The sequence below is a fragment of the Nocardioides sp. NPDC051685 genome (assembly GCF_044453405.1).
Taxonomy (GTDB): Bacteria; Actinomycetota; Actinomycetes; order Propionibacteriales; family Nocardioidaceae; genus Nocardioides.
Map to the genome: position 1 here is coordinate 393,218 of NZ_JBITCR010000003.1, position 11,459 is coordinate 404,676.

15 protein-coding genes are annotated in these 11,459 nt (G+C 69.9%); 6 read left to right on the plus strand and 9 right to left on the minus strand.

Annotation, left to right across the window (positions count from 1 at the left end; genetic code table 11):
* Positions 1-61: 61 nt before the first annotated feature.
* A complete protein-coding gene (locus tag ACIA03_RS11970) occupies positions 62-463 on the minus strand; it encodes a type II toxin-antitoxin system VapC family toxin (RefSeq protein ID WP_396982563.1) in 402 nt (133 codons plus the stop codon).
* Positions 450-701, minus strand: coding sequence for a type II toxin-antitoxin system Phd/YefM family antitoxin (locus tag ACIA03_RS11975; protein ID WP_350830477.1), 252 nt, complete (start codon positions 699-701; stop codon positions 450-452). The genes ACIA03_RS11970 and ACIA03_RS11975 overlap by 14 nt, the downstream gene beginning before the upstream one ends.
* A 66-nt stretch (positions 702-767) precedes the next feature.
* Here ACIA03_RS11975 and ACIA03_RS11980 point away from each other — a divergent pair, with 66 nt between their 5' ends.
* Entirely contained in the window at positions 768-1,175 is a 408-nt protein-coding gene (locus ACIA03_RS11980) for a VOC family protein (RefSeq protein ID WP_396982566.1), read from the plus strand.
* Here ACIA03_RS11980 and ACIA03_RS11985 read toward each other — a convergent pair.
* Positions 1,154-2,047, minus strand: coding sequence for a GNAT family N-acetyltransferase (locus ACIA03_RS11985; protein ID WP_396982568.1), 894 nt, complete (start codon positions 2,045-2,047; stop codon positions 1,154-1,156). The genes ACIA03_RS11980 and ACIA03_RS11985 overlap by 22 nt on opposite strands.
* Positions 2,048-2,126: 79 nt before the next feature.
* On the opposite strand from ACIA03_RS11985, the gene fdxA reads away from it, so the two are divergent.
* The 3 genes from fdxA to ACIA03_RS12000 are packed head-to-tail and all read left to right on the plus strand — an operon-like array spanning position 2,127 to position 4,646.
* On the plus strand, positions 2,127-2,450 hold the full coding sequence (gene fdxA, locus ACIA03_RS11990) for a ferredoxin (RefSeq protein ID WP_008358813.1): 324 nt from the start codon (positions 2,127-2,129) through the stop codon (positions 2,448-2,450).
* Positions 2,450-3,583: a succinyldiaminopimelate transaminase gene (gene dapC / locus ACIA03_RS11995; protein WP_396982572.1), complete on the plus strand. Its 1,134-nt coding sequence runs from the start codon at positions 2,450-2,452 to the stop codon at positions 3,581-3,583. Before fdxA ends, dapC begins: the two co-directional genes overlap by 1 nt.
* 46 nt (positions 3,584-3,629) lie before the next feature.
* Positions 3,630-4,646 carry a hypothetical protein gene (locus tag ACIA03_RS12000; protein ID WP_396982574.1) on the plus strand — a complete coding sequence of 339 codons (1,017 nt, stop codon included), beginning with the start codon at positions 3,630-3,632 and terminating at the stop codon, positions 4,644-4,646.
* A gap of 202 nt (positions 4,647-4,848) precedes the next feature.
* Here ACIA03_RS12000 and ACIA03_RS12005 read toward each other — a convergent pair whose 3' ends face one another.
* Together ACIA03_RS12005 and dapD are read right to left on the minus strand one after the other, a co-directional pair.
* Entirely contained in the window at positions 4,849-5,697 is an 849-nt protein-coding gene (locus ACIA03_RS12005) for a hypothetical protein (protein WP_396982576.1), read from the minus strand.
* Positions 5,698-5,722: 25 nt separating this feature from the next.
* Positions 5,723-6,652: a 2,3,4,5-tetrahydropyridine-2,6-dicarboxylate N-succinyltransferase gene (gene dapD / locus ACIA03_RS12010; protein ID WP_396982578.1), complete on the minus strand. Its 930-nt coding sequence runs from the start codon at positions 6,650-6,652 to the stop codon at positions 5,723-5,725.
* A 151-nt stretch (positions 6,653-6,803) separates the two neighbouring features.
* On the opposite strand from dapD, the gene ACIA03_RS12015 reads away from it, so the two are divergent.
* Positions 6,804-7,094, plus strand: a complete 291-nt coding sequence (locus ACIA03_RS12015) for a hypothetical protein (RefSeq protein WP_396982580.1) — start codon at positions 6,804-6,806, stop codon at positions 7,092-7,094.
* A gap of 13 nt (positions 7,095-7,107) precedes the next feature.
* Here the strand turns inward: ACIA03_RS12015 and ACIA03_RS12020 are convergent, their stop codons facing one another.
* From ACIA03_RS12020 to ACIA03_RS12035, 4 genes are all read right to left on the minus strand, one after another.
* Positions 7,108-7,290, minus strand: coding sequence for a YbdD/YjiX family protein (locus ACIA03_RS12020; RefSeq protein WP_396982582.1), 183 nt, complete (start codon positions 7,288-7,290; stop codon positions 7,108-7,110).
* Positions 7,287-9,467 carry a carbon starvation CstA family protein gene (locus tag ACIA03_RS12025; RefSeq protein WP_396982584.1) on the minus strand — a complete coding sequence of 727 codons (2,181 nt, stop codon included), beginning with the start codon at positions 9,465-9,467 and terminating at the stop codon, positions 7,287-7,289. The genes ACIA03_RS12020 and ACIA03_RS12025 overlap by 4 nt, the downstream gene beginning before the upstream one ends.
* 96 nt (positions 9,468-9,563) lie before the next feature.
* Positions 9,564-10,127, minus strand: a complete 564-nt coding sequence (locus tag ACIA03_RS12030) for a DinB family protein (protein ID WP_396982586.1) — start codon at positions 10,125-10,127, stop codon at positions 9,564-9,566.
* Between the two features lie 41 nt (positions 10,128-10,168).
* The gene (locus tag ACIA03_RS12035) at positions 10,169-10,939 is read right to left on the minus strand and encodes an enoyl-CoA hydratase/isomerase family protein (protein WP_396982588.1); all 771 of its coding nucleotides are present in this window, start codon (positions 10,937-10,939) and stop codon (positions 10,169-10,171) included.
* 37 nt (positions 10,940-10,976) lie between these two features.
* On the opposite strand from ACIA03_RS12035, the gene ACIA03_RS12040 reads away from it, so the two are divergent.
* Positions 10,977-11,423 carry a GNAT family N-acetyltransferase gene (locus tag ACIA03_RS12040; RefSeq protein WP_396982590.1) on the plus strand — a complete coding sequence of 149 codons (447 nt, stop codon included), beginning with the start codon at positions 10,977-10,979 and terminating at the stop codon, positions 11,421-11,423.
* The last annotated feature ends 36 nt before the right edge of the window (positions 11,424-11,459 follow it).

An 11,459-nucleotide genomic window follows, 5' to 3' on the forward strand; every position in this document is an offset into this window, starting at 1 on the left:
GCACCTCTCGGCGTCAAGAACTGACTTCTCGACGTCAATAGTTGACGCCTCGGCGAGGGGGCTACCAGATGGTGTGGATGGAGTCGTACGCCCGCAGCCTGCTGTCCTTGGTCACGAGAGGAAGGTTCTCGAGCATGCTCTGGGCGGCGAGCATGCGGTCGAACGGGTCGCGGTGGTCCCAGTCGAGCTCTCCGGCGAGGCGTGAATGGTTGAAGTCGATCGGCAGCCGCTCCAGGACGTGGAGGCGGGTGCGGTCCTCGAAGGTCGCCGCCAGGGTGCCTCCGCCGGGGAGCTTGCTGAGTCGAGTCTTGGTCGAGATCTCCCACAGGCTCGCCGCCGAGACGAAGACCTCGGTGTCGATGTCGATGACGGCCTCGTAGGCAGTCGGGCTGAGCCGGGCGGGGTCGCTCACCAGCCAGATGTAGGCATGGGTGTCGAGGAGGACCCGCTCATAGGTCTTCATCGAGCGAGCCCTCCCAGGCGGCGATCTCGTCGTCGGGGAGCGGGTCGAAGAACTCGTCGGGGACGCTCACGCGCAGGCCGCCTAGAACCCGTCTGGTCGGCCGATCGATCGGCACCAGGCGTGCGATGGCATGGTCGCCACGGGCGATGATGACCTGGCCCCCCGCCTCGACCTCGGTCAGCAGGCTCGACAGGTGTGTCTTCGCCTCCTGCACCTTCACCACGTGTGCTGCATCCATACATCCACGGTAGGTTGGTCAACCAGGTTGGTCAACCCGTTCCATGGCCCCGCTGAGGAGGACAGGATGCATCTGGATCTGGTGACGCTCGTCGTTCCGGACTACGACGAGGCGGTGGAGTTCTTCCGTGACGTTCTCGGCTTCGTGGTCGCCGAGGATGCCCCGGCGACCACGAACGACGGCCGCCCGAAGCGCTGGGTGGTCGTTCGCCCGCCTGGCGGCGGCACCGGCTTCCTGCTCGCCCGGGCCGATGGTCCGGCGCAGGTCGCGAGGGTCGGTGACCAGACCGGCGGCCGGGTCACGTTCTTCCTGCGTGTCGACGATTTCGGGGCGGCGTACGAGAGGCTGGTCGCCGCCGGGATCGAGCTCGTCGGGCCGGTGCGCGAGGAGCCCTACGGCACCCTCCAGGTGTTCCGCGATCCGTTCGGGAACCTGTGGGACCTGCTGGGTCCCTACGGGGTGGGCGAGGAGTAGTAGCGGCAGCGGTGGTGCTCGGTGAAGCCGAGGGACTCGTAGAGGGCGAGGCCGGGGTCGTTGGTGGTCTCCACGTGCAGCCAGGCGGCGCGGGCGCCGCGCTCGGCGCCCCACTCCAGCAGGGTGGCGAGGGCCTTGGTGGCGAGCCCCTGACGCCGGTGCGGCTCGGCGACTTCGAGGTCGTGGATGGCCAGCCAGTCACGTTCCATCGTGCCCATGATCCGGGCGGTGTCGCCGAAGGTGATCAGCACCTGCGCACCGTCGGTTCCGCCCATGATCTCGACCTGGGCGCCCTCGGCGGGCGGGGGCAGGATGCGCCGGGTGGCGGCGAGCCCGGCGAGCTGGAACTCGACGGTCACGTCCTCGATCCAGCCACGCGCGACCACGGCCTCCTCGGCCACGGAACCGACCTCGATCTTCACCCGAGGGCGCTTGTGGCGGCTCCGGTAGAAGGCCTCGACCCGGTCGATCGCCTCCTCGAGCCCGACCCCGGGATCGCCGATCGCCAGCGCCGAGTTGGGCCGCCGGCGCATCGAGACCTCGTGGTCGAAGAGCACCCACTCTCCCAAGGCCTCGGAGGAGGTGCCGGGGAAGATCGCGGCACTGAGCAGCTCGGCCTCGCGCACCCCGATCCGCAGACGTACGTTGGGCCGCGGCGGCACCGGTTTGCCGGAGACGATCTCGGCGACGGGCACGCTCACCCGCTCCCCGGACTCGCGCTCGATGACGGCGGTGCCGTCGGCCCAGGACGTACAGACTCCCAGGATGTCGGTGAAGGCGGGGCCGCCGGTGGGGCCGGTCTCGCCCGGGACGAGGCGGCGGATGACGATCCGCTTGCCGACGACATGTGGTCCCAGGAGGTGAGCAGGCACGTGGGGATACTAGGCTGTCCCTTGAAGGGCCAGTCGCGCCCCTCTGACTTTCGTGATACCCCGCTTGGAGGAGCCCCGAATGACGTACGTCATCGCCCAGCCCTGTGTTGACGTGAAGGACAAGGCTTGCGTCGACGAGTGTCCGGTGGACTGCATCTACGAGGGCAAGCGGATGCTCTACATCCACCCCGACGAGTGTGTCGACTGCGGCGCCTGCGAGCCGGTGTGCCCGCCCGAGGCGATCTTCTACGAGGACGACACCCCGGAGGAGTGGAAGGAGTACTACGACGCCAACGTGAAGTTCTTCGACGACCTCGGCTCGCCGGGCGGTGCCGCCCGCATGGGTGAGATCGACAAGGACCACCCGTTCGTCGCCGCTCTGCCCCCGCAGAACCAGGACTGATGCCCGCCTCGATGTCGGCCTCGATCCCGGTCTCGCAGCGTCTGCCTGACTTCCCCTGGGACAAGCTCGCGCCCTTCAAGGAGAAGGCGTCGGCGCACGCCGGTGGGCTGGTCGACCTCTCGATCGGCACGCCGGTCGACCCGACGCCCGCCGTGATCCAGAGGGCCCTTGCCGCGGCTGCCGACTCACCGGGCTACCCGACCACGATCGGCACTCCTGCGGTGCGGCAGGCCGCGATCGACTGGCTCGCGCGCAACCACGGGGTCTCGGGTCTGGGGTTGGACAACGTGCTGCCGGTGATCGGCTCCAAGGAGCTGATCGGCTCGCTGCCGCTGCACCTCGGCGTCGGACAGGGCGACCTGATCGCCTACCCGGAGCTGGCCTACCCGACCTACGAGGTCTCCGCGGCCCTGGTCGGCGCCGACACCGTCGCCACCGACTCGCTGGTCGCGCTGGGCCCGAAGGCGCCTCGCATCCTGTGGATCAACTCGCCGTCCAACCCGAGCGGCCGGGTGCTCCCGGTGGAACACCTGCGCAAGACCGTCGAGTGGGCCCGCGAGCGGGGCACGCTGCTGATCTCCGACGAGTGCTACATCGAGTGCGCCTGGGAGGCTGCGCCGGTTTCGGTGCTGCACCCGGACGTGTGCGGTGGTTCGTTCGACGGTCTTCTTGCCGTCCACTCGCTCTCGAAGCGGTCCAATCTCGCGGGCTACCGCGAGGCCTTCGTCGCCGGTGACGCCTCCGTCCTCGGCGAGCTCCTCGCGGTCCGCAAGAACCTCGGCCTGATGATGCCCGGCCCGCAGCAGGCCGCCATGGTGACGGCGCTCGCCGACGATCAGCACGCCAAGGAGCAGCACGCCCGCTACGCCGCGCGTCGCACCAAGCTCAAGGCGGCCCTGGAGTCCGCCGGGTTCCGCATCGACCACTCCGAGGCATCCCTCTACCTGTGGTCACGGCGCCCAGTTCCTGGGGGTGACGAGGACTGCTGGGCCACCGTCGAATGGCTCGCCGAGCGCGGCATCCTCGCTGCCCCCGGCGCCTTCTACGGCCGGGCCGGCAGCCAGCACGTGCGGATCGCCTTCACCGCCACCGACGAGCGCATCGACGCAGCCGTCGCCCGCCTGGCCGAGTGAGAGATCGCGCCGGGCGGGGTTTGCCCCGTACGTGAAGATTGGTGGCGTGAGCGCACAGCCGGGGACCCCGCCGGGCCCGCCGACCATCCCGCCCCCGGGTCCGCGGCCGCCAGCCTCCAGGATCCCGGAGCCGGCGCGCGAGGCGCTGCGGAAGTCCGCGAGGGAAGCCCGCAAGCAGCTGCGCCCGGTACGCAAGCACCTGGTCGTCCTCGGCATCGTGATCGCCGTCGCCCTGCTCTTCGCCGGCCTGCGGGTCCTCGGCGTCGGCGTCAGCGGCATCCCGGTCCTCTCCCGCGAGGCCTGCACGGTCACCGCCGAGGGCACGACCTACGACCTCTCCATCGAGGAGGCCGAGCGTGCCTCGACGATCGCCGCCCAGGCCGTACGCCGCGGGCTCCCCGCCCGCGCCGCCTCCGTCGTGCTGACGGTCGAGATCGCCGACCACTCGCTCGAACGGAACACGGCGAAGGCGAGCGCCCTCTACGACCGGCTCTCCGGGGTCGCCGACTACCGCCAGCAGTCCGTACCCGGTGTCGCCCAGCAGATCAGCGACGGCTCGCGCGACAGCTACCGCGACACCGAGCCCGAGGCACGGGCCCTCGCCTCGGCACTGACCGGCAACACCCCCGAGGCGTTCTCCTGCGTCGTCAAGGGCGGTGCCGAGGAGGTCTCGGACACGCTCAGTGGCGCCGGGCTCACCTCGCGTGCGGAGGCGCTGCGGGATGACGTACGTCAGGCTTTCGGGAGCCTTCCCGACGGCGGCTTCCAGCCCGGCGGGGTGACCACCGGTCACATGGTCGGCTCGGCCCACTACGAGGGCCGTGCGGTCGACTACTTCTTCCGGCCGATCAACGCCCGCAACAACATCAAGGGCTGGGCCCTGGCCCAGTATCTCGTCGCCAACGCCGACCGCCTCGACATCGCGACCGTCATCTACGACGACCGCATCTGGACCAAGCGCCGCTCCGCCGCCGGCTGGCGCGACTACGACGTCCCACCCCGCGGCGGCGACCAGGCCATCCTCGAGCACCGCGACCACGTCCACGTCGACGTAGCCGACTGACGAGAAGTCGCCCCCGTCGGCCGAGGCGTCACGTACGTCGGTCGAGTGGTCGCCAGGGTCGGCCGAGAAGTCACGTACGTCGGCCGACACCTCAACTGCGTCGGCCGACACGTCACACGGTGCCATCTCGCCCGACGTAGCTGACGCTTCGGCCGACGGGAGCGACGCTTCGGCCGACGGGGTGACGCCTCGGCGGGGAGGGTCAGGCGAGGGTGACGAGGATCCGGTCGCCGGGGACGTCGGGGGTCTTGGCCCACTCCTCGTCCTTGCCGGCGGACCAGGTGCGTCCGTCGTACGCAATGGAGGTGGCGCCGAACTCGCTGGCCCGGGCGAGTACGTAGTGGGCGGCGGCCCAGCCGTTGCGCTGGCCGGTCTCGCCGGAGTCGACGGGGATCACCACGGTGGCGCCGTCGACGCGGGCGCGGCCGACCATCTTGCCGAGCAGCTGGTTGACCTCGGTCTTGGTGGCCTGGGGCTTGCCGGAGCCGGCCTCGGGCTCGTCGATGCGGCAGGTCAGCGCGGCGGGGGAGTAGCCGCTGATCGCGGAGGCGATCGCGCGGCCCTCGCCCTCGTGGTCGGCGTACGCCTCGGGGTAGGCCGAGCGCTGCACCTCCTGTGCAGCCTCGGTGATCACCATGTCCTCGTAGCCGTCGATCTTCACCAGCGCGTCGTAGAACTTGTTGGTGGCGTAGACGGGGTCCTGGACCTGCTCCTCGGTGCCCCAGCCCATCGACGGGCGCTGCTGGAAGAGGCCGAGCGAGTCCCGGTCACCGTGGCTGATGTTGTAGAGCTTCGACTCCTGGATCGCGGTCGCGATCGCGATCGTGGCCGCCCGCGCGGGCAGGCCGCGCTTGAGCCCGAGCGCGGTGATCACGGCCGCGTTGCCCATCTGCTCGGGGTCGAAGCGCGCCTCGTACTCGCCCGCGACCGCCGTGCACTGCTGCAGGTCGGGCAGGAACGAGTCCAGCTTGTCCGTCGCGGCCTGGACCACCCAGTAGATGCCGCCGGTGATCACGCTGAGCACCACCAGCGTGGTGACGAACTTCTTCAACTCAGCACTCTGCTCTTCGGTGGACCTAGTTGGCGTGGAGGGCGGCGTTGAGCTCGATGCCCTCGCCCTTCCACGGAACGGCCTCGATGGCGCCGCTGACCGAGTTGCGACGGAAGAGGATGTTGGAGGCGCCGGAGAGCTCGCCGGCCTTCGTCACGGTGCCGTCGGGCAGCGTCACCTTGGTCCCGAAGGTGATGTAGCACCCGGCCTCGACGACGGCGTCGTCACCGAGGGAGATGCCGATGCCGGAGTTGGCACCGAGCAGGCAGCGCTGGCCGATGGAGATGACGGCCTTGCCGCCACCGGAGAGGGTGCCCATGATCGAGGCGCCGCCACCGACGTCGGAGCCGTCGCCGACGACGACGCCGCCGGAGATCCGGCCCTCGACCATCGAGGCGCCGAGGGTGCCGGCGTTGAAGTTGACGAAGCCCTCGTGCATCACGGTGGTGCCGGAAGCGAGGTGGGCGCCGAGGCGGACGCGGTCGGCGTCGCCGATGCGGATCCCGGACGGCACGACGTAGTCGACCATCCGCGGGAACTTGTCCACGCCGTAGACGGTGACGTGCTGGCCTGCGGCGCGCAGCCGGGCGCGGGTCAGCTCGAAGCCCTCGACCGCGCACGGGCCGGCGCTGGTCCACACCACGTTGGTGAGCAGGCCGAAGATGCCGTCGAGGTTCTGCCCGTGCGGCTGCACGAGGCGGTGGGAGAGGAGGTGGAGTCGCAGCCAGACGTCCTCGGTGTTCTCGGGCGCGGTGTCGAGGTCCTTGACCTCGACGAGGGTGACCCGCTGGGTGACCTGACGCACCTCGTCGGCGCCCTCGAGCGCAGTCAGCTCGGCCGGCGCGGTCGCGTCGGCGGGCTTCTCGCCCAGCTGCGGCGCGGGGAACCACACGTCGAGCACAGAGTTGTCGGAGGCGTACGTCACGAGGCCGAAGCCCCAAGCTGCATTCGTCACGGGGCGCAGTCTAGTGGCCGAGCCTGAGCGGTCCCTTATCGACGGTCTCGACGTGCGAACATGTAGCGGTGAGCGAGCGTCAGCGAGTGAACCATCCAAACAACACGCGACTGCGTCCGTATTCTGGCGCTTGCGCGACGGAGGTGGTCGCGTGAGCAAGAAGAGCGCGCCGCCGACGCCCCGGCTGATCCAGGCCGAGGACGACACCTGGACCCTGGAGATCCCCGGCGTGGCGACCAGCAAGGGTCACCCGGCGCCGGAGTGGGCGATGGCCAAGGGCGTGGAGGTCGTCCGCCGCGCCGCCTCCGACATCGTCCGGAGCTGGATCAATGGCAAGCCGGTCAGCGACGCCGAGAAGCAGGTCGTCCTGCTCGTCACCAAGGGTGACTCGCAGGTCTACGCCTGGCTCGACGCCGCCTTCGCCGACGACAACCCCCGCTAGTCCCCGAGAGCCGCTAGCAGCAGCGGGCCTGCGGGTTGTGCTCCTTCTCGTCGGCCCGGTGACGCTCGAACGCGCGTCGGGTCATCGGCTCGACGCCCTCGCGCTCGCACCGGGCGACGTAGTCGTCCCACTTCGCCTCCCCGGTCGCCTGGCGGAGCAGCCGCCAGGCACCGGAGACGCGCTCGGTCAACGTCACGAGACCGACGCCTTCCGGGAAGCCTCCCACTCGCGTACGGCTTCCTTCTCCTCCTTGGTGGCGAAGAAGTCGGAGGGGGCGACGATCTTCGACTCGACCTTCGGCACCTCGGTGGTCGGCAGCGAGCCGCCGGAGCGCAGGGTCTTGACGACGGTCACCGCCGCACCGGCGACGACGACGATCACGAGCACCGCGAAGGCGGCCTGCAGGATGCCGGACTGGGTCGAGTTGTAGATGATCTGGTCGACGTCGGCAGGGGTCTTGGCGACGCCGTAGAGCTCGCCGGACGCCTTCGCCTCGCGCGCGGCCGACGCCTGCGCGAAGTAGCCGATCGTCGGGTCGTCGCTGAAGACCTTCTGCCACGACGCGGTCATCGTGGTGATCAGGTCCCAGACCAGCGGGACGCCGGGCACCCATGCCCACCTGACCTTGCCGTGCTTGACCAGCAGTGCGGTGGCCAGCGTCAGCGCGATCGCGGCGAGCAGCTGGTTGGCGATGCCGAAGAGCGGGAAAAGCTGGTTGATCCCGCCGAGCGGGTCGCCGACGCCGATCCAGAGCATGTAGGCCCAGGCCAGCACGACCAACGCCGAGGCCGACCAGGTGGCCGGACGCCAGGAGACGTCGGCGTAGCGCGGCCAGATGTTGCCGATGGTGTCCTGCAGCATGAAGCGGCCGACGCGGGTGCCGGCGTCGACGGCGGTCAGGATGAAGAGCGCCTCGAACATGATCGCGAAGTGGTACCAGAACGCGGCCAGCCCGCCGCCGAACGCGTCGGTGAAGATCAGCGAGATCCCGAAGGCCAGCGTCGGCGCGCCGCCGGTGCGGGAGATGATCGTCTCCTCGACGCTGGCCGCGGCAGCCTCGAGATCGGCCGGGGTGATCGAGAAGCCGAGTCCGTTGACGAAGGCGGCGGCGGTCTCCGGGGTGCCACCGGTGGCACCGAGCGAGGCGTTCATCGAGAAGTAGATGCCCTGGTCGATCACCGAGGCGGCGATGAGGGCCGAGATCGCGACGAACGACTCCATCAGCATGCCGCCGTAGCCGATCATGCGTACGTGGGACTCCTTGGCCACCATCTTCGGCGTCGTCCCCGAGGCGATCAGGGCATGGAACCCGGACAGGGCGCCGCAGGCGATCGTGATGAAGACGAACGGGAACAGCTTGCCCGTGAAGGCCGGTCCGTGGCCGTTGGTGGCGAACTCGGAGACCGCCGGGTTGGCCAGCACCGGCGCCGCCAGGATCATGCCGAAGGCCAGCAGCACGATGACGCCGATCTTCATGAAGGTCGAGAGGTAGTCGCGCGGGGTGAGCAGCATCCACACCGGCAGGATCGAGGCGACGAAACCGTAGATCGCCAGCGCGATGACCAGCGTCTCCTTCTCCAGGGTCAGCAGGTTGGCCAACCCCATCTCCTCGACCCAGGTGCCACCGGCGATCGCCATCAGCAGCAGTACGACGCCGATGGCGGTGACCTCGAGAACCCGGCCGGGACGCAGGTAGCGGAGGTAGAAGCCCATGAAGAGGGCGATCGGGATGGTGAGACCGATCGAGAACACACCCCAGGGCGACTCGGCCAGCGAGTTGACGACCACCAGGGCCAGGACGGCCAGGATGATGATCATGATCGCGAAGACGGCGATCAGCGCGGCGATGCCGGCGACGGTGCCGATCTCCTCACGGACCATCTGGCCCAGCGACTTGCCGTCACGGCGCATCGAGAGGAACAGCACGACCATGTCCTGCACCGCACCCGCGAAGATGACGCCGACGATGATCCAGATCGTGCCGGGCAGGTAGCCCATCTGCGCGGCCAGGACCGGACCGACCAGCGGTCCGGCGCCGGCGATCGCGGCGAAGTGGTGGCCGAAGAGCACCCGGCGGTCGGTGACGTCGAAGTCCCGCCCGTTCTCCAGCCGCTCGGCCGGGGTCGCCCGGCTGTCGTCGACCTCCAGCACCGTCTTGGCGATGAACTTGGAGTAGAACCGGTAGGCGATGGCGTACGAGGCCAGCGCGGCGAATAGGATCCACAGCGCCGAGACCTCCTCACCGCGGGACAGGGCGAGTACGGCCCAGCAGACCGCGCCGACCACGGCGACCGCGGTCCAGACGATGATCGACTTCAGGTTGGGTCCGGAGCGTGGCCCGGAGCTGGTGGGATGGGCGGTCGACGTCGACATGTTCTCCCTTTGATTCAGCTGATTCAGCACGGCATCGGTCGTTGTGGCAGCCGTCTCAGCCTAGTCTCAGGAAACCGTCGTCTGACGGCCGGTGGGCTACTGCCCGGTACGCCCGTCGATGACCTCGCGCAGCAGGTCGGCGTGACCTGCGTGGCGGGCGTACTCCTCGATCATGTGGACCAGGATGTCGCGGATGCTGGCCTGCTCGTGGCCCGTGTCGCGCAGCTCGCCGAGCACGCTGTCGTCGATCGAGTCGAGCCACTCGTCGGCGAGGGCGACCTGCTCACGCCAGCTCGTGAATGCCTCGTCGACCGACTCCTGGGTGGGCTCCACCTTGTGGAAGCCGCCGGTGGGGTCGTCGGCGTCGAGGCGGGGGATGTCGAGGTTCTCCTTCAGCACCCGCTGGAACCAGCCGTGCTCGACCCGCGCCATGTGCCGGATCAGCCCGAGCAGGCTCAGGTCGCTCGGCGGCACGCTCTGCTTGGCCAGGTCCTCCGGGCCGAGGTCCTGGCACTTGAGCTCGAGGGTGAGCCGGTAGTGGCGCAGGTAGTCGCGGTAGGTCGCCAGCTCGCCGACCGGCTGCTCCTTGTGCATGCGTGGGTCGTCGTCCTCGGGAAGCCAGATGCCGTCGAACCCCACCTGCCGCTGATCGCTGCTCATGGGGTCACCCTGGTGGACGAGGCGTTTTTCCGCCAACCATTTCAGGCGCCGAAGCTGGGCGGCCGCTTCTCCAGGAACGCGTTGATGCCCTCGCGCCCGGAAGCCGAGCCGCCGAGCGCGGAGATCGACTCCGCCTCGCGACGCAGCGCCGACTCGGGGTTCGGGTCGGCGACGTCGCGGACCAGGTGCTTCGTGCGGGCGAGCGCCTCAGGGGAGCCGGAGAGCAGGGTCGCGACGACCTCGTCGACCGTGGTGGTGAGCTCGTCGGCCGGTACGACGCGGGCGACGAGCCCGGCCTCGAGTGCCTCGGTCGCCGAGAGCATGTCGCCCAGGAGCGTCAGCCGGAGCACCCGGTGCAGACCCAGGGTGTGCACGAGCAGGGAGCCGCCGCCGTCGACCGACAGCCCGACCTTCGCGTACGCGAGGCTGAACTTCGCCCTGTCCGCGGCGATCACGATGTCGGCCGCCGCGGCCAGGGGGAACCCGATCCCGGCGGCGGTGCCCTGGACGGCGCTGACCACGATCGCGTCGCAGCGGACCAGCTCCGTGATCAGCCGGCTGGCGTCTTCGGCGAGCTCCAGGATGAAGGGGCCGAGGTCGTCGGCCGCCGCGAACCCGGCCAGGTCGCCGCCGACGGAGAAGTACTTCCCCTCCGCCGCGAGCACGATCACCCGAGCCGAGTCCGCCTTGGCCCGCAGGATCGCCGCCAGCAGCTCCTCGCCGGCCTTCGGTGAGAACACGTTGCCCCGGTCGGGGTTGGTCATGGTGATGCGTGCGCACCCGTCGGCGTACTCGTAGCGAATCAGGCTCATGCGCGCATCCTGCCAGGTGCGCCGCTATGGTCGCGGCGTGATCACGGTGCGGCGGGTGGAGGTCGAGGAGACGTACGCATTGCGGGCGAAGGTGCTGCGCAACGGCGGGCCGCCGGAGGCGGCGAGGGTGCCGGGGGACGACGACCCCGAGGTCGCGACGTACGCGGCGCTGGATGCCGACGGCGGCGTGATCGGATGCGTGGGGCTCTTCCCGGAACCGTGTCCCGACCTGCCCGATCATCCGGGCAGGGGATGGCGGATCCGGGGCATGGCGACCGAGGACGGGCGGCGCGGGCAGGGGATCGGTGCGAAGGTGCTCGGGGCGGCGCTCGAGCACGTCGTCGAGCACGGTGGCGGGCTGGTCTGGTGCAACGCGCGTACGCCGGCGGCGAGGTTCTACGAGCGGGCCGGCTTCCAGGTGGTCGGTGAGCCGTGGGACGACCCGGAGATCGGTCCGCACGTGCGGATGTGGCGCGCCGTTTGATTCGGGTTCGCGCGGCGGGCTGCGGGCGGCGTACTC

What these genes read in the sequence shown, in the direction of transcription:
- ACIA03_RS11970 (WP_396982563.1), bottom strand. Translation starts at nt 463, where the DNA reads ATGAAGACCTATGAGCGGGTCCTCCTCGACACCCATGCCTACATCTGG.
- ACIA03_RS11975 (WP_350830477.1), bottom strand. Translation starts at nt 701, where the DNA reads ATGGATGCAGCACACGTGGTGAAGGTGCAGGAGGCGAAGACACACCTG.
- ACIA03_RS11980 (WP_396982566.1), top strand. Translation starts at nt 768, where the DNA reads ATGCATCTGGATCTGGTGACGCTCGTCGTTCCGGACTACGACGAGGCG.
- fdxA (WP_008358813.1), top strand. Translation starts at nt 2,127, where the DNA reads ATGACGTACGTCATCGCCCAGCCCTGTGTTGACGTGAAGGACAAGGCT.
- dapC (WP_396982572.1), top strand. Translation starts at nt 2,450, where the DNA reads ATGCCCGCCTCGATGTCGGCCTCGATCCCGGTCTCGCAGCGTCTGCCT.
- ACIA03_RS12025 (WP_396982584.1), bottom strand. Translation starts at nt 9,467, where the DNA reads ATGTCGACGTCGACCGCCCATCCCACCAGCTCCGGGCCACGCTCCGGA.
- ACIA03_RS12030 (WP_396982586.1), bottom strand. Translation starts at nt 10,127, where the DNA reads ATGAGCAGCGATCAGCGGCAGGTGGGGTTCGACGGCATCTGGCTTCCC.
- ACIA03_RS12035 (WP_396982588.1), bottom strand. Translation starts at nt 10,939, where the DNA reads ATGAGCCTGATTCGCTACGAGTACGCCGACGGGTGCGCACGCATCACC.